Annotated in this window: 20 protein-coding genes and 2 tRNA genes; 14 read left to right on the top strand and 8 right to left on the bottom strand. The window is 56.8% G+C overall.

Annotated elements, in window-relative coordinates:
• Positions 1-145: 145 nt before the first annotated feature.
• Entirely contained in the window at positions 146-1,552 is a 1,407-nt protein-coding gene (locus OKC31_RS14925) for a sigma-54-dependent transcriptional regulator (RefSeq protein ID WP_005348258.1), read from the top strand.
• A 54-nt stretch (positions 1,553-1,606) separates the two neighbouring features.
• On the opposite strand, the gene OKC31_RS14920 is transcribed toward OKC31_RS14925, so the two are convergent.
• The 3 genes from OKC31_RS14920 to OKC31_RS14910 form a co-directional block, all read right to left on the bottom strand.
• On the bottom strand, positions 1,607-2,476 hold the full coding sequence (locus tag OKC31_RS14920) for a hypothetical protein (protein ID WP_257696676.1): 870 nt from the start codon (positions 2,474-2,476) through the stop codon (positions 1,607-1,609).
• Positions 2,477-2,588: 112 nt separating this feature from the next.
• Positions 2,589-2,924 (bottom strand): hypothetical protein, encoded by a 336-nt coding sequence (locus OKC31_RS14915; RefSeq protein WP_005335280.1) that lies wholly within the window; start codon positions 2,922-2,924, stop codon positions 2,589-2,591.
• Between the two features lie 143 nt (positions 2,925-3,067).
• On the bottom strand, positions 3,068-3,412 hold the full coding sequence (locus OKC31_RS14910) for a DUF2956 domain-containing protein (protein ID WP_257696677.1): 345 nt from the start codon (positions 3,410-3,412) through the stop codon (positions 3,068-3,070).
• Between the two features lie 268 nt (positions 3,413-3,680).
• Between OKC31_RS14910 and ushA the strand changes: the two genes are divergently transcribed.
• The gene (gene ushA / locus OKC31_RS14905; RefSeq protein WP_257696678.1) at positions 3,681-5,405 is read left to right on the top strand and encodes a bifunctional UDP-sugar hydrolase/5'-nucleotidase UshA; all 1,725 of its coding nucleotides are present in this window, start codon (positions 3,681-3,683) and stop codon (positions 5,403-5,405) included.
• Positions 5,406-5,538: 133 nt separating this feature from the next.
• Here the strand turns inward: ushA and dxs are convergent, their stop codons facing one another.
• From dxs to xseB, 3 genes are read right to left on the bottom strand one after another with little or no spacing between them, the layout of a single operon-like run.
• Positions 5,539-7,407, bottom strand: coding sequence for a 1-deoxy-D-xylulose-5-phosphate synthase (gene dxs / locus OKC31_RS14900; protein ID WP_257696679.1), 1,869 nt, complete (start codon positions 7,405-7,407; stop codon positions 5,539-5,541).
• 21 nt (positions 7,408-7,428) lie between these two features.
• On the bottom strand, positions 7,429-8,319 hold the full coding sequence (ispA, locus tag OKC31_RS14895) for a (2E,6E)-farnesyl diphosphate synthase (RefSeq protein WP_064338656.1): 891 nt from the start codon (positions 8,317-8,319) through the stop codon (positions 7,429-7,431).
• Positions 8,320-8,571, bottom strand: a complete 252-nt coding sequence (xseB, locus tag OKC31_RS14890) for an exodeoxyribonuclease VII small subunit (RefSeq protein ID WP_005338838.1) — start codon at positions 8,569-8,571, stop codon at positions 8,320-8,322.
• Positions 8,572-8,782: 211 nt separating this feature from the next.
• Between xseB and pomA the strand changes: the two genes are divergently transcribed.
• From pomA to greA, 3 genes are all read left to right on the top strand, one after another.
• A complete protein-coding gene (gene pomA / locus OKC31_RS14885; RefSeq protein ID WP_005349525.1) occupies positions 8,783-9,541 on the top strand; it encodes a flagellar motor protein PomA in 759 nt (252 codons plus the stop codon).
• Between the two features lie 8 nt (positions 9,542-9,549).
• A complete protein-coding gene (locus OKC31_RS14880) occupies positions 9,550-10,443 on the top strand; it encodes a flagellar motor protein MotB (protein ID WP_270657117.1) in 894 nt (297 codons plus the stop codon).
• A gap of 156 nt (positions 10,444-10,599) precedes the next feature.
• Positions 10,600-11,076 carry a transcription elongation factor GreA gene (gene greA / locus OKC31_RS14875; protein WP_005343528.1) on the top strand — a complete coding sequence of 159 codons (477 nt, stop codon included), beginning with the start codon at positions 10,600-10,602 and terminating at the stop codon, positions 11,074-11,076.
• 76 nt (positions 11,077-11,152) lie between these two features.
• Here the strand turns inward: greA and OKC31_RS14870 are convergent, their stop codons facing one another.
• A complete protein-coding gene (locus OKC31_RS14870; RefSeq protein WP_111899899.1) occupies positions 11,153-11,734 on the bottom strand; it encodes a PilZ domain-containing protein in 582 nt (193 codons plus the stop codon).
• Between the two features lie 103 nt (positions 11,735-11,837).
• A complete protein-coding gene (yhbY, locus tag OKC31_RS14865; RefSeq protein ID WP_005338829.1) occupies positions 11,838-12,134 on the bottom strand; it encodes a ribosome assembly RNA-binding protein YhbY in 297 nt (98 codons plus the stop codon).
• A gap of 97 nt (positions 12,135-12,231) precedes the next feature.
• Here yhbY and rlmE point away from each other — a divergent pair, with 97 nt between their 5' ends.
• The 9 genes from rlmE (at position 12,232) to rimP (ending at position 19,217) form a co-directional block, all read left to right on the top strand.
• Entirely contained in the window at positions 12,232-12,861 is a 630-nt protein-coding gene (rlmE, locus tag OKC31_RS14860; protein WP_005338828.1) for a 23S rRNA (uridine(2552)-2'-O)-methyltransferase RlmE, read from the top strand.
• Positions 12,862-12,906: 45 nt separating this feature from the next.
• Positions 12,907-14,853 carry an ATP-dependent zinc metalloprotease FtsH gene (ftsH, locus tag OKC31_RS14855; RefSeq protein ID WP_042060094.1) on the top strand — a complete coding sequence of 649 codons (1,947 nt, stop codon included), beginning with the start codon at positions 12,907-12,909 and terminating at the stop codon, positions 14,851-14,853.
• A gap of 59 nt (positions 14,854-14,912) precedes the next feature.
• Positions 14,913-15,758, top strand: a complete 846-nt coding sequence (folP, locus tag OKC31_RS14850) for a dihydropteroate synthase (RefSeq protein WP_236381854.1) — start codon at positions 14,913-14,915, stop codon at positions 15,756-15,758.
• A 15-nt stretch (positions 15,759-15,773) separates the two neighbouring features.
• On the top strand, positions 15,774-17,108 hold the full coding sequence (glmM, locus tag OKC31_RS14845) for a phosphoglucosamine mutase (protein WP_005338823.1): 1,335 nt from the start codon (positions 15,774-15,776) through the stop codon (positions 17,106-17,108).
• A 131-nt stretch (positions 17,109-17,239) separates the two neighbouring features.
• Positions 17,240-18,004 (top strand): triose-phosphate isomerase, encoded by a 765-nt coding sequence (gene tpiA / locus OKC31_RS14840; protein ID WP_043822828.1) that lies wholly within the window; start codon positions 17,240-17,242, stop codon positions 18,002-18,004.
• Entirely contained in the window at positions 18,005-18,331 is a 327-nt protein-coding gene (gene secG, locus OKC31_RS14835) for a preprotein translocase subunit SecG (RefSeq protein ID WP_257696681.1), read from the top strand.
• Between the two features lie 7 nt (positions 18,332-18,338).
• Positions 18,339-18,423: transfer RNA gene (locus tag OKC31_RS14830), tRNA-Leu, on the top strand.
• 92 nt (positions 18,424-18,515) lie between these two features.
• Positions 18,516-18,592: transfer RNA gene (locus tag OKC31_RS14825), tRNA-Met, on the top strand.
• Positions 18,593-18,758: 166 nt separating this feature from the next.
• Positions 18,759-19,217, top strand: a complete 459-nt coding sequence (gene rimP / locus OKC31_RS14820) for a ribosome maturation factor RimP (protein ID WP_005338809.1) — start codon at positions 18,759-18,761, stop codon at positions 19,215-19,217.
• Positions 19,218-19,231: the final 14 nt, after the last annotated feature.

Below are 19,231 nucleotides of genomic sequence, written 5' to 3'. Positions count from 1 at the left end.
CTTGTAGTGAAAAACGGCTCCTTAAGGAGCCGTTTTTACTTGTGTATTCCCTGCAATCGCGGGATAACAGAGCTGTCTTGGCGTTGGGTTTGCGCGCGAAAATAAGGCAAAATAGATCGCAGAATCAAATACAAGGATGAGTCCAGTGGCTGAAAATAAATCGCGTGTCCTGCTGGTGGAAGATACCCGTAGTCTGGCGGTGGTCTATGAACAGTACCTGCGCCAGGAGGGGTATGAGGTGGTGCTGGCCGATTGTGGTCAGCAGGCGTTAGCGCAGTTGCTGGCAAGCCCTCCCCCCGTGGTGCTGCTGGATCTGGAGCTGCCGGATATGTCCGGTATGGATATTCTGCAGATGATCACCGAACAGCAGTTACCCTGCTCTGTGGTGGTGATCACCGCCCACGGCTCGGTGGATGTGGCGGTGGAGGCGATGCGCCTCGGTGCCTTCGATTTTCTGACCAAGCCGTTTGACAGCAAGCGGCTCTGCGCCACCGTTCGCAATGCCTTGAAACATCAGCAGTTGAGCTCGCTGGTTGCCCACTATCGGGAGAACTTCGAGCGTAGCTCCTTCTTCGGTTTTATCGGCGCCTCCATGTCGATGCAGGCGGTCTATCGCATCATCGAAAGTGCGGCGCCCAGCAAGGCGACCGTCTTTATCACTGGCGAGAGCGGCACCGGCAAAGAGGTGTGTGCCGAGGCGATTCACCAGTGCAGTCCCCGCAGCGAACAGCCCTTTATTGCCCTCAACTGCGCCGCCATTCCCCATGATTTGATGGAGAGCGAGATCTTCGGTCATGTGAAGGGCTCTTTTACTGGCGCCCAGGGGGATCGCAAGGGGGCAGCCAGTCTGGCCGATGGCGGTACCCTCTTTCTCGACGAGATCTGCGAGATGGACCTGGATCTGCAGAGCAAGCTGCTGCGCTTTATCCAGACCGGCACAGTGCAGCGGGTCGGCAGCGGCAAGCTCGAGACGGTGGATGTGCGCTTTATCTGCGCCACCAACCGGGATCCGCTGGTGGAGGTGAAAGCGGGCCGTTTTCGCGAGGATCTCTACTATCGGCTCCACGTCATTCCGCTTACCCTGCCGCCACTGCGGGAGCGGGGTGAGGATATCCTGCTGCTGGCGCGCACCCTGCTGCAAAGCTACGCCAAGGAGGAGAACAAACGCTTCAAGGATTTCGATGTCGAGGCGGCGCGAGTGCTGCTTGACTACCCCTGGCCTGGCAACGTACGCGAGCTGCAGAACGTGGTGCGCAATATTGTGGTGCTCAACGATAAGGAGTTGGTGAGCCCGGATATTCTGCCGCCACCACTCAATGGGGTTCGTCCCCAGCTGCCGGCTGCGATTGCGGCAGCGGTGGCATCGGCTCCGGCCGCCACCGGGGTGGCCAACGGGCCAATTCGTCCGCTCTGGCTGGTGGAGAAAGAGGTGATCGAACAGGCCATCGCCAGCTGTGACGGCAATATTCCCAAGGCGGCGGCCCTGCTCGAGATCAGCCCCTCCACCATTTACCGTAAAAAGCAGGGGTGGGAAGAGTCCAATCGGGCCTGAACCATCTTGCCAGCAGAAAGGGCGGCTAACGTGCCGCCCTTGCTATTTTGGGGATCAGAGTTTGGCGAGGCGCTTGAGGCGGGCCAATCGCTCCCCCTCGTTGGCGCTGAACCAGCGGTCCTGTGACAGCAGAAACCAGGCTCGGGAGAAGTATTCCGCGGCCAGCGGATCGTCCAGCACCAAGGCATTCTCCCCCAGCTCCTCGAACAGATAACCATCCTCAGGCTCGCCAGCCTCGGCCATATCGACCTTGAGCTGGTGCAGCTCTGCCAGCGCCTGCTGGTGCTGACCTTGGGCCCGAGTCAGGCGAGCCAGACTCCAGCGGGCGATAAACGCCTTGGCCGGCTGGTTATGCTGCAGATGCCAGGCCAGACACTTCTGCTGCTGGATTTTCGCCTCATCAAAGCGACCCAGTTCGAACAGGGTCCAGCCCTGATTGTTGTAAAGGGGGGCCAGCCAGCCGCGCACTTTCTCGTCACTGCTGCGTTCCGCCAGCTCCATCGCCAGTTGATGCCAGCGGCTCTGCTCTTCCAGTGGTGCGGCGATGGCGATCATGTGAGCGGCGTCGATGGCAAGATAGGTCTCCTTCTCCTTGAGTCCCCATTGCCAGGCTTGTTCAAACAGCGGTTTGGCACTGGCTTTGTCGCCCGCCGAGTTAAAGGTGCGGCCTCGTTCCAGCAGGGCCCTGATCCGCGCTCTGGGGGTTTTATCGGTGAGGCGGGGCTCTATCTCGTCGAGCAGCTGATGGGCTTCGGCAAACTGGCGCTGCAGCGAGTGGGTGCGGGCAATTTGGGTCAGCAACTCCAGTTCGAGTTGCAGGTCGGCGGCGGCGCGCGCTTCGGGAAGACGGGTGTGAAAACGCAGGGCGCTGGCGGCGGGATCCTGATAATCCCACAGCGCCATGAAATCGGGCGGATTGTCCATTTGGCCTCCTTGCTGGTTATCCTGTCACCAAGATGCCTGCAGGCCATTGTTTGTACAAGGGGCGCCCGTCACAGAGCGCCCCTTGAGCCATGCTAACGGCTGTGCCAGCCGATCAGTAGACCATGGCCAGGCTCATCAGCATCAGGCCGAGGGCGGCAAAGGCCCCCTCCTTGATGGCGAGCCGTGGCACCAGCGCCTTGGGTAGGGCCGGAAACAGGCTCAGGGCAAAGCCAAGGCCCGGCATCAACCAGTGGAATGCCGGATCGCGCAGGGTGGGATCGGCGGCACCGTTGATGATGATCAGTAAAATAAACAGGGTGAAGGCGGGGAGGATAAACCAGCGTACCCCACCGGCGGCGACCGCCCGCAGCGGCGAAATGCGATAGAGCAGCATGGTCACAAGGAACAGAACAAAAGGGGCCAGCAGATAGAGCGGAGCGGGGTTCATAACATCTTTCCTGAAAACTGATCGTCAAAAAACCGGTTGTCCGGTGCAAGAGGCGCGGGATTTAATCACTCTTCGCAGGTAATCACCAGCAGCCTGGGCCCGGGCTGTGAAGAGGATCCCGGATAAAGGTTTGCTAGAGCGTCTTAGTGCAACCAGAACCAGGCTGCAGCAAATCCCAGCCAGCTCAGCACCAGCAAGATCCAGGGCAGGGGATGCTGATGGCTTACTTCAACCAGCTCCAGCTGATCGTCTTGTTCTTCGGTTTGTGGCGCGCCCTGTGGCTGCCTGGCTTTGGCCTGCATTTTTTTCTGGCGGCTCGCTTCGCGGGCCCGCGCCTTCATCCGTTTCTTGTATTCGTCGATGCCTTTCTGGATCCCTTGCGCGATAAGCTGGGTCTGTTCCTTGGTCTGCCCCGGCTTCTGGTTGGCACGGGCAATTTTCATCGCCTCCTGCTGAGTCTCGGGGGAAATCTTGTCGTACTTGGCCATCAAATCATCTCCTCGGGCATGGCTGGCTGGGGAGTATGCCATAAAGGGGCGTATACGTGGCGCCTCCTTGGTGCGGGAGGGGAGCAAGTGAGTGACTGCTCAACAAAAAACCTGATAAATCAGCAGGAAGCCGGATGTTGGGCCGAAGATCACAATTAGCAGAATTTGTGAGTCATCGATGAAAAACGGTCATCTGTTGTTTGTTATATTGGCGCCCGACCCGCTGGACAGGGTTGATAAATAACAAAACAATCAAGGTGATATGGAAATGAATAATAACTTTATCAAAGGCGGCGTGGCACTGGCCGTGCTTGCTGCACTGACTGGCTGTAATACCTCGAGCAATGACACCGTTGCACCCTGCACCGAAAATGTCTGCAAACTGACCATACTGCACACCAACGATACCCACGGCCGTTTCTGGCACAACGCTGAAAATGAGTACGGTATGGCTGCCCAGAAGACTCTGGTCGAGCAGCTGCGTGCCGATGCCAAGGCTGCTGGCAGTGACGTACTGGTTCTTTCCGGTGGTGATGTGAATACCGGGGTGCCGGAGTCCGATCTGCAGGATGCCGAGCCTGACTTCATGGCGATGAACAACATTCGCTACGATGCCATGGCAGTGGGCAACCATGAATTCGACAACCCCCTCAGCGTGCTGGAGAAGCAGCGCAAGTGGGCCCAGTTCCCCATGCTCTCGGCCAACATCTACGACAAGGTCAGTGGCAAACACTACTTTGACCCCTACAAGGTGTTCAAGCTGGAGAGCGGTCTCAAGGTCGCCGTACTGGGTCTGACTACCGAGGATACCGCCCAGCTGGTTGATCCCAACAACGTGCAGACCCTGGAGTTCCGCGATCCGACCAGCGAGGCGGCCAAACTGGGCCAGCAGATCCGCAGCAACAAGGAGGCCAATCTGGTCTTCGCCATCACTCACATGGGCCATTACGAGAATGGTCAGCACGGCAGCAATGCGCCGGGCGATGTAGAGATGGCTCGTGCACTGCCGGCAGGGACTCTGGATGCCATCATTGGTGGCCACTCCCAGAATCCGGTCTGTATGGAACCGGGCACCACCAACAAGTACGCCAATTTCAAACCGGGTGATAACTGCCAGCCGGACCAGCAAAACGGCACCTGGATCATGCAGGCCCACGAGTGGGGCAAGTTTGTGGGCCGTGCCCAGTTTGAGTACCAGAATGGCAAGTTGACCCTGACCAGCTATGACCTGATCCCGGTCAACCTGATCAAGCGCAACGCCAAGGGCGAGGCGATCGATGCCAACGGCGCCGTAACCAAGGATCCGGCCAAGATGCAGTTCGTACAGGACGAGATCACCAAGGATCCCGAGCTGTATAACACCCTGCTGGGTTATCAGGAGAAAGGTCAGCAAGAGCTGAATGTCGTCATTGGCTCGGCAGATGGCTTGCTGGTTGGTGATCGCAACTCGGTTCGCAACAAGCAGACCAACCTGGGTCGACTCATCACCACGGCGACCAGCAGCAAGCTGGGTGTCGACTTTGGTATCGTCAACTCTGGCGGTGTGCGCGACAGCATCCCGGCCGGTGATATCACCTACCGCAGCGTGTTGCTGGTGCACCCGTTTGGCAACACGGTCAACAAGGCTGTCATGAAGGGAAGCGAGCTGGCGACCTATCTGGGCCAGGTGGCAAGCAAGACCCGCAATACCGGTGGTTATGCCCAGTTTGGCGGTATCAACATGGCGGTGGATTGCCAGGCCAAGAGCGTCAATATCACCAGTATCGGTGGCAAGGCGTTTGATCCGGCAGCAACTTACAGCTTCGCGATCCCGAGCTTCAGCGCCTCCGGTGGTGATGGCTATCCGAAGATCGATACCATCAATGCCGGTTTGGTCGATGCTGCCGTGCTGAAGGAGTACATCGAGATCAAGAAGACCATCAACGTGGCCGACTATCAGCCAGGCAATGAGGTGAGCTATCTGAACTCAGCCTCTACCGAAGGGTGTAACTAAGCGCTGTCGATTCGGTATCGTCACAACAGTAGTCACACTCTGCTGTCTTCTTAAAAAAATCCCCAGGCATTACCTGGGGATTTTTTCGAACCGTTACTGAATTTTCCTGTCTATTGCATCACATCGTGTCTCGTCAGGCTTGCAGCCAGCTTTCGATGCTGCGCTGGATGCCTGCATCGTCCAGACCGAGCAGGGCATAGATCTCCTGCTGGGTACCCTGTTCGACGAAGCGGTCCGGCAAGCCAAGGTTGAGCACCGGCTTGCACTGTTTACTGCGCATCAGCAGTTCGTTCACAGCCGAACCGGCGCCGCCCATGATGGCGTTGTCTTCGATGGTGACGAAGTGATCGTGGCTGGCTGCCAGCGACAGCACCAGCGCCTCATCCATCGGTTTGACGAAGCGCATGTCCACCAGGGTGGCATCCAGTGCCTCTGCGGCCGCTTTGGCGTGGTGCAGCAGAGTACCAAAGGCCAGAATGGCAGTGCCCTTGCCCTCTCGCAGGATTCGTCCCTTGCCGAGCTCCAGTGCCTGCATTTCTGACGAGATGGGGGCGTCGCTCAGGCTGCTGCCGCGCGGATAGCGCACTGCGGCAGGGCCTTGATGGAGATAGCCGGTATAGAGCATCTGGCGGCACTCGTTCTCATCAGATGGCGTCATCACTACCATGTTGGGCACGGTGCGCAGGAAGCTGATGTCGAACGCCCCCTGATGGGTCGGACCATCGGCGCCCACCAGACCGGCCCGGTCGATGGCGAACAGCACCGGCAGATCTTGCAGCGCCACGTCGTGGATCACCTGATCGTAGGCACGCTGCAGGAAGCTCGAATAGATGGCCACCACCGGCTTCTTGTCGGCGATGGCAAGACCGGCAGCAAACGTGACTGCATGCTGCTCGGCAATGGCCACATCGAAGTAGCGGTCCGGATACTGCTGGCTGAATTTCACCAGACCGGAGCCTTCGCGCATGGCGGGGGTGATGCCGACCAGCTTTTCGTCTTTGGCCGCCATGTCGCACAGCCACTGGCCAAAGATGGCGGAGAAGGTGGGTTTGGCGCTGCTCGCCTTGGGCAGGGAACAATCGTCAGGATTGAACTTGGGCACGGCGTGATAACCGATGGGGTCTTTCTCCGCCGGCTCGTAACCCTTGCCCTTCTTGGTTTTGACGTGCAGCAGTTGCGGGCCCTTGAGGTTGCGCATGTTGCGCAGGGTCTCGACCAGCGCCTCGATATCGTGACCGTTGATGGGGCCGATATAGTTGAAGCCGAACTCCTCGAACAGGGTGCCGGGCACCACCATCCCCTTGAGGTGCTCTTCGGCCCGCTTGGCCAGCTCCTTGACCGGCGGCAGACCGGCCAGCACCTTCTTGCCGCCTTCGCGGATGGTGGTGTAGAGCTTGCCGGACATGACCCGGGCCAGATGGTTGTTCAGCGCGCCGACATTCTCTGAGATGGACATCTCGTTGTCGTTGAGGATCACCAGCATATCCTTGTGCACATCGCCAGCGTGGTTGAGCGCTTCAAAGGCCATCCCTGCGGTAATGGCACCATCACCGATCACTGCAACGACCTTGCGACCCAGCCCTTCACTCTCGGCGGCGACCGCCATACCAAGCGCCGCACCGATGGAGGTGCTGGAGTGGCCGACGGAGAGCACGTCGTACTCGCTCTCGCCGCGCCAGGGGAAGGGGTGCAGACCGTCTTTCTGACGGATGGTGTGGATCTGATCACGGCGCCCGGTCAGGATCTTGTGGGGATAGGCCTGATGGCCCACGTCCCAGATCAGCCGATCGAACGGGGTGTTGTAGACGTAGTGCAGGGCCACGGTCAGTTCGACCGTGCCGAGACCGGAGGCAAAGTGTCCGCTGGAGCGGCTGACAGAGCGCAGCAGATATTCGCGCAGCTCGTTGCACAGCACCGGTAGCCGATCTTTGGGCAAGGAACGCAGCTCGACCGGAGTGTCCGCGAGGGCCAGGTTGGGGAAATTGCTAATATCAACGCTCATATTGTTACTGTTATCCAGCGTTTAGTGGGTTCGCTCGATGATGTAATCGGCAAACGCTTCCAGAATGTCGGTATTGTAGGGCAAGGATTGCAGGGCTGTTAAGGCTTTCCCATGCAGTTCGCGAGCCAGCTCACGGGCATTTTCGAGTCCGAGCAGGGCCGGATAGGTACTTTTCTCCAGCGCCAGGTCAGAACCTTGTGGCTTGCCCAGGGTGGCGGTATCACCTGTGATGTCGAGGATGTCATCCTGCACCTGAAAGGCGAGGCCAATTGCGGCGGCGTAGGTTTGCAGTGCAGCCAGCGTGGCGTCATCGACATCGGCTTTGCACAGGGCGCCGAGCGCCACGGCACATTCAATCAGTGCACCGGTCTTGTGGCGGTGTACCTGCTCCAGTTCGGCAAGCGTGATCTGGCGCCCTTCAGCCTGCAGGTCCAGCGCTTGACCGCCACACATACCCAGATAGCCGGAGGCACGGGCGAGGGTACTCAGCATCCGCACCCGGTTGGCCATCAAGGAGTCGGGCATGGGGTGATCGGCCAGAATGGAGAACGCCAGGGTCTGCAGCGCATCACCGGCCAGAATGGCGGTTCCTTCGTCAAACGCCTTGTGAACGGTTGGCTGACCACGACGCAGGTCGTCGTTATCCATGGCGGGCAGGTCATCGTGCAGCAGGGAGTAGGCGTGGATGCACTCCACGGCAGCCGCGGGGCCATCCAGCAGTTCGCTCTTGACGCCCAGCATCTCGCCGACCGCGTAGACCAGAAACGGGCGAACCCGCTTGCCGCCCAGCAGCAGGCCATAACTCATGGCATCGCGCAGGCGTGGCGCCATTGCGGGCAAGGATTCAAGTTGTGCTGACAGACAGTCGTCAATACGCTGACGATGCAGACGGGAAAAATGGTCCAGCGCCACTCACTCCTCTCCTTGTTCTGGCTGGAAGGGGGCGAGCTGGTCACTGCCATCGGCTTGACTGAGCAGGATCTGGATCTTCTGTTCGGCCAGTTCCAGCTTCTGCTGACCGGCCCGAACCAGATGAACGCCCTGCTCGAACTGCTTGAGTGCCTCTTCCAGGGGTAGGGAACCTTGTTCCAGCTGATGAACGATGGTTTCCAGCTCTTCCAGAGTGGCATCAAAACTCAGACGGTCGATTTTTTTACTGGCCATGTCCATCCTCGGGGATTGAAAAAAACGGCTTATATTAACATCGACCGTCCACAGGGGGGAGGCAGAAAAGCATCGCCCCCTCAAACTCTCGCTAAACTGGCCGATAATGAGCCATCATTCTCAGTGGATGCATGCTTGCCGCATGGGTCGCAATAGCAGAAAATTCAACAAACTATAAATAGACATAAGAACCGGTGACAGGAGTAGGGACGTGGATCTAGGCAGTCTGATAGGGATAGTGCTGGGTTTCGGGGTGGTGGTGTACGGCATGCTGCTGGGTGGCCCCATGAGCATGTATGTGGATATGCCATCGGTCTATATCACTGTATTGGGCTCAATCTTCATCGCCATGATGAAGTTCAACCTTGGCCAGTTCCTGATGGCATTCAAGGTGGCGGGCAAAGCCTTTATGTACAAGGGCGATAAGCTTGAAGACCTGATTACCAAAGCCGTTGAACTGGCTGACGCGGCTCGCAAAGGGGGCTTTCTGGCGCTGGAGGCCGCAGAGATCCCCAATGCATTTATGAAAAAAGGGATCGACATGTTGGTGGATGGTCACGATGCCGAAGTGGTGCGCGCCGTGATGGAAAAGGATATCGACCTGACAGCCGAGCGCCATGTCATTGCCATCAAGGTCTTCCGTACCCTTGGGGATCTGGGCCCTGCCATGGGGATGATAGGTACGTTGGTGGGTCTGGTGGCCATGCTGGCCAACATGAGTGACCCCAAGTCGATCGGGCCGGCAATGGCGGTGGCCTTGCTTACCACCCTGTACGGTGCGATAGAGGCCAATATGTTGGCGATCCCGATTGCCGACAAGCTGGAGCTGCGCAGCGGGGAGGAGAAGCTCAGTCGTACCCTGATCCTTGATGCCATTATGGGGATTCAGGATGGCCAGAACCCGCGGGTGATCCAGTCCATGCTGCAAAACTATCTGAACCAGTCCAAACGTAATACTGGCACCGAATAGGGGGCGCTATGTCTGATTGCAAGTGCCCACCACCAGGTCTTCCTGGTTACATGGGAACCTTTGCCGACCTGATGTCGCTGTTGATGTGCTTCTTCGTGCTGTTGCTCTCCTTTGCCGAGATGGATGTGCAGAAGTTCAAACAGATAGCCGGTTCCATGGACAAGGCATTCGGGGTACAGAACATCCTTGAGGTGAAAGATATTCCCAAGGGAACCTCGGTGATTGCCCAGGAGTTCAGGCCCGGTCGCCCGGAACCCACGCCGATTGATACCGTGATGCAGCAGACCATCGATCTGACCCAGACCGAACTGGAGTTTCTGCCCGGCGAGTCGGATCAGGCCGGTGGTCAGGACAAGAGTGATGGCAAGCAGACGGGGGGCGATACCGTGCAGGATGCGAAGAAGGCGCAAGAACAGTCCAATACCCTGGCCAAAGCCCTCGCCGAGCAGATGAAAGATCAGATCCAGGATGGCGCCATCGAAATTGAGGCTCTGGGCCAGCAGATCATCATCCGGATCAGGGAAAAAGCGTCGTTCCCGGCCGGTTCGGCATTTCTGCAGCCCCAGTTCTGGCCGGTTATTCGCAAGGTCGCGACCCTGCTCAAGGATGTGCCGGGTGAAATCACCATCTCCGGTCACACTGACAACGTCGCGACCGAAGATGAGCTGTTCCAGTCCAACTGGGAGTTGTCGTCGCAACGGGCGGTGGCGGTGGCGCACCAGATGCTGAAGGTCCCCGGTTTTGATCAGGGGCGACTGGTGGTGCAGGGGATGGCTGATTCCCAGCCATTGGTGCCCAATACGACCCCGGAAAATCGTCGGATGAACCGGCGGGTGGAGATCGCCATCATGCAGGGCAAACCGACTGTTTCGGCCCCCATTTCCGTACCGGAAGGGAAGTAAGTGAGGGGAATGTCGATGAGGCAAGTGGGATCTGCATCAGGGGGCTGACGTGGATTTTGTGTTGGCTTCATATTAAGATGCCTCATCCGAACAGATTGCTGCGGCCTCCTTGCAGATGGCCGCAGTTTCTATTTTCAAGCAACCCAGGTTTCGACTATGAATCATACTCCGATGACTGTTCGCGGCGCTGAGAAGCTGCGCGAAGAGCTCGATTATCTCAAGACCGAGCTTCGTCCCCAGATTATCGAAGCGATTGCCGATGCCCGTGAGCACGGCGATCTGAAGGAAAACGCCGAATACCATGCCGCTCGCGAGCAGCAGGGGTTCTGTGAAGGTCGCATTCAGGAGATTGAAGCCAAGCTCTCCAATGCGCAGGTGATCGATGTCACCAAGATGACCAACAACGGCCGCGTTATTTTTGGCGCGACTGTGACTCTGCTCAAGAGCGAGACAGAGGAAGAGGTGGTTTACCGCATCGTGGGTGACGATGAGGCTGATATCAAACAGAACCTCATCTCTGTCAACTCCCCCATTGCCCGCGCCCTGATTGGCAAGGAAGTGGACGATGTTGCAATCGTCAAGACCCCTGCTGGCGATGTGGAATACGAAGTACTGGAAGTCGCTTATATCTAAGCGAATGCTACAGACGATGAAACAGGGGGGCTGGTGCTCCCCTGTTTGTCTTTATCTATATGATTATTGATAAAAATCAGGACAGATACGCCTCGGTAAAGGCGTCCTGATGACGCTGAAACAGCCAGTGGCGCAGCCGTTCGATGTTGCTCTCGCTCATCTGAAAGCTCAGTGCCCAGGTGGCATGGTCGGCATTGGCTTTGATGCGCCTTACCAGTCGTCCCTGTAGTGGAAGAGGGGCCTCTTGCTCGATGCAGAGCTCGCCGTTGATGGGGGTATCGGCGACCATGCCGGTCGGCAAATTTTCCACGATGAGGCCGTTGAGGGAGAGGCTGAGCACCTGAAACAGGCCCAGCTCGCTGCAAAGTTTGGCTTTTTGTGTGAGACGCCAGGCGCGCGGTTGCGCAAATCCCAGCTCCCTGATGACCGGTGCAGATAACCGGGGCTCGACGAAGCCATCTTCCCCTTGGGTAAAGCTCAGGGGAAAACGCAGCTGATGGCCTGCGAAGCGGGCTTCGAGTACAAGGTGTTCGGCTTTTTGCAGCAAGCCAAGCATGGGGGCATCGAGGTGACCACTCAGAACATGGGTGTCCTGATTGCTCCCCAAGTCCCGCAGCATGGCCAGCTCATCGTCGGTCAGAATAGGATGGTGAGCCATAATGCGTGTCCGGAAGTATTCATCGCAGGTTAAGGGCTTTGCGACTACTTTGGCAAGCGACTCGGGAAGAAGTGGAATAAGGAAAGAGCGATGCTCTTTCCTTTTACTTGCGGGGCAGCTGGATTTTGGGTTCGTTGGCTTGACGATAAATGGTCAGCACATGACCCATGCTTTGCACCTTGATTGAACCGGTTTCACGGACGATAGCATCCATAACCAGTTGTTTCATTTCGCGATCTTCAGAGGCAACCTTAACCTTGATCAGCTCGTGATGGTTCAGTGCCAGATCGATCTCGGCCAGTACACCTTCGGTCAGACCATGCTGACCCAGCAGGACGACAGGCTTGAGGCTATGGGCAAGGCCCTTGAGGTACTGTTTCTGTTTATTGTTGAGAATCATCGCAATTTCTTCATAAGTCAGGGTTGAAAGGGGCGTATTCTACCCCCACTTAGCCCTTAATACTAATAACCCTTGTGGTTTTTTAAAGTCGATTATCATGACCCAGAAAAAACGTTCCCCCAGTTCAACTCGCTGGTTAAAAGAACATTTCGACGATCAATACGTCAAAAAAGCCCAGAAAATGGGCCTGCGTTCTCGTGCTGTTTTCAAGATTGACGAGATCCAGGGCAAGGATCGCTTGCTGAAACATGGCATGACCGTAGTGGATTTGGGTGCAGCCCCCGGTGGTTGGTCCCAGTTCGCGGTTGAACAGGTTGGTGATTCGGGTCGCGTCATCGCATGTGACATTTTGCCGATGGATCCCATTGCTGGTGTCGATTTCCTGCAAGGGGACTTTCGGGAGGAAACTGTACTCGGCGCTTTGCTGGAGCGAGTGGGTCCCGACAAGGTCGATGTCGTGATGTCTGATATGGCGCCTAACATGAGCGGTACCCAGCAGGTGGATCAGGCTCGCGCCATGTATCTGGTCGAGCTGGCGCTGGACATGTGCAATCAGGTATTGCGTAGTGACGGCAGTTTCGTAGTGAAGGTGTTTCAGGGAGAGGGCTTTGATGCCTATCTCAATGAAATTCGTAAACTTTTCTCCGCTGTCAAAATTCGTAAACCAGACTCATCCCGCGCCAGATCACGGGAAGTCTACATTGTGGCTACCGGTTTTAAACTGTAGTACCCTAACCTTCATCGTTAACTGTCAGTCTGCGAGGTTACTGATTTGAGTGACATGGCGAAAAACTTAATCCTGTGGCTGGTCATCGCCGTCGTTTTGATGTCGGTGTTCAATAGCTTCAGCCCCAGCGATACCACCAGTCGCCAGCTGGACTATTCCAGCTTCGTTAAAGAGGTGACCCAAGAGCAGATCCGTGAAGTGCGGATGGACGGTAAGGTCATTAATGGCGTCAAGCGTACTGGTGAACGATTCACCACCATCATCCCTGCGCCGGATCCCCAGCTGCTCAACGACATGCTCAATCACAATGTCAAAGTGATGGGCGAGAAGCCGGAAGAGCCGTCTCTGTTGACCTCTATCTTCATCTCCTGGTTCCCGATGCTGCTGCTGATCGGTGTCTGGGTCTTCTTCATGCGTCAGATGCAGGGCGGCGGTGGCAAAGGTGCCATGTCGTTTGGCAAGAGCAAGGCTCGCCTGATGAGCGAAGATCAGATCAAGACCACCTTTGCTGATGTTGCAGGTTGCGATGAAGCCAAGGAAGAGGTGAAGGAGCTGGTCGACTATCTGCGCGACCCGAGCAAATTCCAGAAACTGGGTGGCAAGATCCCGACCGGTGTGCTGCTGGTTGGTCCTCCCGGTACCGGTAAGACCCTGCTGGCCAAGGCCATTGCGGGTGAGGCCAAGGTGCCGTTCTTCACCATCTCAGGTTCCGATTTCGTGGAGATGTTCGTCGGTGTCGGTGCCTCCCGGGTGCGTGACATGTTCGAACAGGCCAAGAAATCCTCTCCTTGCATCATCTTCATCGATGAAATTGATGCGGTCGGTCGCCAGCGTGGCGCCGGTCTGGGTGGTGGTCACGATGAACGTGAGCAGACTCTTAACCAGATGCTGGTCGAGATGGATGGTTTTGAAGGCAATGAAGGCATCATAGTCATTGCTGCCACCAACCGTCCTGACGTACTGGATCCGGCACTGCTGCGTCCGGGCCGTTTCGACCGTCAGGTTGTGGTCGGTCTGCCGGATGTCCGTGGTCGCGAGCAGATCCTGAAAGTGCACATGCGCAAAGTTCCGTTGGCGGATGACGTGAATCCGGCGCTGATTGCCCGTGGTACCCCCGGTTTCTCCGGTGCGGACTTGGCCAACCTGGTCAACGAAGCAGCCCTCTTCTCTGCTCGTGAGAGCCGCCGAGTGGTCTCCATGGCCGAGTTCGAGAAGGCCAAGGACAAGATCATGATGGGTGCGGAACGCCGCTCCATGGTGATGAAAGAGTCCGAGAAAGAGATGACTGCATATCATGAAGCCGGTCACGCCATCATTGGTCGTCTGGTTCCGGATCATGACCCGGTTTACAAGGTCTCCATCATTCCGCGCGGTCGTGCGCTGGGTGTGACCATGTATCTGCCGGAGCAGGATCGCTGGAGCCACTCCAAGCAGCATCTGGAGTCGATGATCTCCAGTCTGTATGGCGGTCGTCTGGCAGAAGAGCTGATCTATGGTGCCGAGAAGGTATCGACCGGTGCGTCCAACGATATCGAGCGGGCGACCGAGATTGCACGCAAGATGGTGACCCAGTGGGGTATGTCCGAGCGTCTCGGCCCGATGCTCTACGCGGAAGAAGATGGCGAGGTGTTCCTCGGTCGCAGCATGGCCAAGGCCAAGCACATGTCCGACGATACCGCTCGCGTTATCGATGCCGAGGTCAAGCAGGTCATCGACCGCAACTACGCCCGTTCCAAGCAGATCCTGCTGGATAACATGGACGTGTTGCACAGCATGAAAGATGCGCTGATGAAGTACGAGACCATCGACGCCAAACAGATCGATGATCTGATGGCGCGTCGCGAGGTACGTGCTCCGAGCAACTGGCATGACGAGCACGGTGATACCCCGCAGGGCGGTTCCACTGTGGCTGCCGAGGCCAAGCCTGCCGATGAGGCTGCACCGGTGGCGGATGTCACTATCGACAAAGCCAACGACGCTCCGGCCAAATAATCGTGACTATCCAAACCCCGGGCTTGCCCGGGGTTTTTCTTTATCAGATGGATGTGAAAATGCAGTTAACCAGCAAGGGGCTCAGCCTCTCCCTCGATCGTCCCCATGTGATGGGGATCCTCAATGTGACGCCCGACTCCTTCTCCGATGGCGGCCATTTCAACCAGTTTGAACGGGCAATGGCCCATGCGCGCCAGATGGTCTCTGACGGTGCGACCCTTATCGATATCGGTGGCGAGTCAACCCGCCCTGGTGCGCCCGATGTGAGCGAGCCGGAGGAGCTGGACAGGGTCATTCCTGTTGTGGAGCAGATGGTCCGTGAGCTGGATGTGATGGTCTCCCTCGATACCTCCAAAGCGGCTGTGATGCGGGAGGGTTGCAAGGCGGGTGCCCATCTGATCAACGATGTGCGGGCACTGCAAGAACCTGGAGCACTGCAAGCCGCGGCCGAAGCGCGGGTTCCGGTCTGTCTGATGCATATGCAGGGGCAGCCGAGAACCATGCAGGTCGAGCCGCACTATGAGGACCTGATCGGGGAGGTTCGCGCCTTCTTTGATGAGCGTATTGCGGCTTGTCTAGCGGTCGGGATCCGTCGTGAAGAGCTGTTGCTGGATCCGGGATATGGCTTTGGCAAAACCCTTGCACACAACTATCAGCTGTTGGCGGCTCAAAAGGAACTGCTTGATTATGGCTTGCCGCTATTGGTGGGGATGTCGCGAAAGTCTATGATAGGCAACCTGCTGGGCCGTCCGGTGGATGAGCGTCTGGCGGGCAGTCTGGCATGCGCCCTTATCGGCATGCAGCATGGGGCCCGCATCATCAGGGTACACGATGTACGGGAGACCATGGACGCATTGCGCGTCGGTTGGCTGGCAATGACGGGACAAGATTTTATTTCCAGATAATAAAGAGAACAGACAATGGCAAGAAAGTATTTCGGTACCGATGGGGTACGCGGCAAGGTTGGCGAATACCCGATCACCCCTGATTTTGTAATGAAATTGGGTTGGGCTGCCGGCAAGGTGCTCTCCAAGAAGGGCACCAAAAAGGTGCTGATCGGCAAAGATACCCGCATCTCCGGTTACATGCTGGAATCCGCGCTGGAAGCGGGGCTCTCCGCGGCAGGCCTCAAGGCCATTCTGATGGGGCCGATGCCCACGCCGGCGGTTGCCTACCTGACTCGCACTTTCCGTGCCGAAGCTGGCATCGTCATCAGCGCTTCCCACAACCCCTTCTACGACAACGGCATCAAGTTCTTCTCCGCCGATGGCACCAAGCTGCCCGATGATGTCGAGCTGGCTATCGAAGCCGAGCTGGATCACGAGCTCAAGTGTGTCGAGTCGGCCGAACTTGGCAAAGCGGTGCGCATTGATGATGCAGCCGGTCGCTATATCGAATTTTGCAAGAGCACCTTCCCCTCCCACATGAATCTGGATGGGGTGAAAATGGTGGTCGACTGTGGCCACGGCGCTACTTACCACATTGCGCCATCGGTTTTCCGCGAGCTGGGTGCCGAAGTGATCACCATGGGCTGCGCCCCGGATGGTCTCAACATCAACGATGGTGTCGGCTCGACTGCGCCTGACGCACTGGTTGCCAAGGTGCTGGAGTGCAAGGCCGATCTGGGGGTTGCCTTTGATGGTGATGGTGACCGTCTGATCATGGTCGACCATACCGGCTATCTCATCGACGGTGATGAAGTGCTCTATATCATCGCGCGCGATGCCCTGCGCAATGGGCGCCTCAAAGGCGGTGTCGTCGGCACCCTGATGGCCAACATGGGTCTGGAGCTGGCGCTGCAAACCCTGGGCATCCCGTTTGCCCGTGCCAAGGTGGGTGACCGCTATGTGTTGGAGATGATGGAAGAGAAGGGCTGGCGCATCGGTGGTGAGAACTCCGGCCACATTATCTGTCTGGATCAGACCACTACGGGTGATGGCATCGTAGCCGCCTTGCAGGTGCTTACCGCCATGCGCAGTGCCGAGATGCCGCTTGCCAAGCTGCGCTCCGGCATGAGCAAGTTCCCGCAGGTGCTGGTGAATGTTCGCTTTGCCGAAGGCAAGGATCCGCTGGCCGCTGATGCTGTCATGGCTGAGGTTGCCAAGGTGGAACAGGAGCTGGCTGGTCGTGGTCGCGTACTGTTGCGTAAATCAGGTACCGAACCGCTGATCCGGGTCATGGTCGAAGGGGAGCATGAACAGCAGGTGCGTGACATGGCTCAGCGCATCGCCAAGCAGGTTGAATCGGCGTTTTAATGAACAACCAGGGCGGCTTTTTAGCCGCCCTGGTTGTATCTTGTTCAAACGATTCAAAAATTTAAAAATAGCACTTGTCAGCTGAGCATCCTCTGGATATTATCAGCCCCGCTTTCGCAAGGGAGTTGCCGATGGGACATCGCAAGCCGTTTGTAGCAGCCAACTGGAAGTTGCACGGTAGTAGGTCGCAGTTAGAGCAGTTTACGAGTCAGTGCCTAAACGGCGTTGACGGAAAAGTAGATGTGGTTCTCTGTCCTTCCCATGTGCATCTCGACTTTAGCGCTTCACTGCTCAATGAGCAGAAGGTAATAAAGTTGGGGGCTCAAAATGTGAGTCAGCACGCGACTGGCGCTTACACTGGAGAAATCTCGTGTCAGATGCTGGTTGAGGCAGGGTGTCGTTACGTATTGGTAGGGCACTCCGAGCGCAGGCGTCTCTTTGGTGAGACCAGTTTTATCGTCGCAGAGAAGTTTGCGGCAGCCAGAGCGGCAGGCTTGATTCCCATCCTCTGTTTAGGTGAATCAGGTGCGGCTAGGCAGGCGAGAAGAGCCTTCGAGGTGATCGCTGAAGAGCTGGATATCGTCATAGAGAAAAATGGCGCGATGGCTTTCGATAATGCTATCATCGCCTACGAGCCGATTTGGGCTGTAGGTACAGGTAAATGCGCCACACCCGAGCAGGCACAAGAGGTTCATTCCTTTATACGTGGTCGCTTGGCGGAGGATACTCCGGTAATAGGTGAGAAAGTTAGAATCATCTATGGTGGGAGCGTAACGCCGAGCAACGCGAGAGATTTGTTTGCACAGCCCGACATTGATGGCGGACTGATTGGCGGAGCAAGCCTCGATAGCGATGCGTTTTTAGGAATTGTTGAAGCGGCAAAGGGTGCAAGTTAAATGTACGAGATTCTTCTAGTCGTTTATCTGCTGGTTTCACTGGCTCTGATTGGTCTGGTGATGATTCAGCAAGGTAAAGGGGCTGATATGGGCGCCTCCTTCGGCGCAGGGGCATCGAACACAGTATTCGGCTCCGGTGGTTCAGGCAGTTTCCTGACCCGAACAACAGCATTTTTGGCTACTCTGTTTTTCGTTATCAGCCTGGTGCTCGGATCTATGTCCAGCAACAAGGTAAAGCAGGGTAGTGAATGGGAAAATCTGCAACAAACCAAACAGGTTGAGCAGACCAAAGCGCCAGTGAAGAAAGATACTGACGTTCCCGAGTAAGAGTTTTGCCGTGGTGGTGGAATTGGTAGACACGCTATCTTGAGGGGGTAGTGCTCTAGGGTGTGCGGGTTCGAGTCCCGCCCACGGCACCAATTAAGCAGTGAGCTCGGGAAACCGAGTGTATTATAGCCACTCAGTCTTGTGTCGAGACAGTGAAGTGGCTATAATCTCGCACGATTTCGGACGCGGGGTGGAGCAGCATGGTAGCTCGTCGGGCTCATAACCCGAAGGTCGTCGGTTCAAATCCGGCCCCCGCAACCAAATTTCACGCATTTCCTACGCTCAGGAAGGCGGTCGCTGCGAGGCGACAATCAGGGTAAAGCGCCAAGCCCCGATTTGACATCGGGGCTTTTTGTTATGTGCAATTTACTCTGAATCGATATCTATCTGGGCTTTATGCCCTTTTTTTGTTTTTCGGAGGGTGACTTTGGCTACGTTGGAACAACGTTTGACCGATCTGCTCGAGGCTCCGGTCGTTGCCTTGGGTTTTGAACTTTGGGGTATTGAGTTTATCCGCGCGGGTAAACACTCCACCTTGCGTGTCTATATCGACGGCGAGCAGGGTGTGACTGTCGAGAACTGTGCTGAGGTCAGCCATCAGGTTGGCGCCATCATGGACGTCGAAGATCCCATCACCGAGGAGTATTACCTCGAGGTATCCTCCCCCGGCCTGGATCGTCCCCTGTTCAAGGTTGCCCATTTCGAAAAATACGTTGGCCAAGAGGCGGCGGTAACGCTTCGGATGGCAACAAACAACCGCCGCAAGTTCAAAGGCGTAATCAAAGCTGTGCAGGGCGACATGATCACCCTGACAGTAGATGGTAAGGACGACGTGTTGGCTTTCACCAATATCCAAAAAGCGAACATAGTGCCGAACTTTGGTTAACGAGGCTATCGGAT

This window comes from Aeromonas sp. Y293-4 (genome assembly GCF_027705905.1).
Taxonomy (GTDB): domain Bacteria; phylum Pseudomonadota; class Gammaproteobacteria; order Enterobacterales; family Aeromonadaceae; genus Aeromonas; species Aeromonas veronii.
Note: the sequence above shows the minus strand (reverse complement) of the source record. Positions and strands in the feature narration are given on the sequence as shown.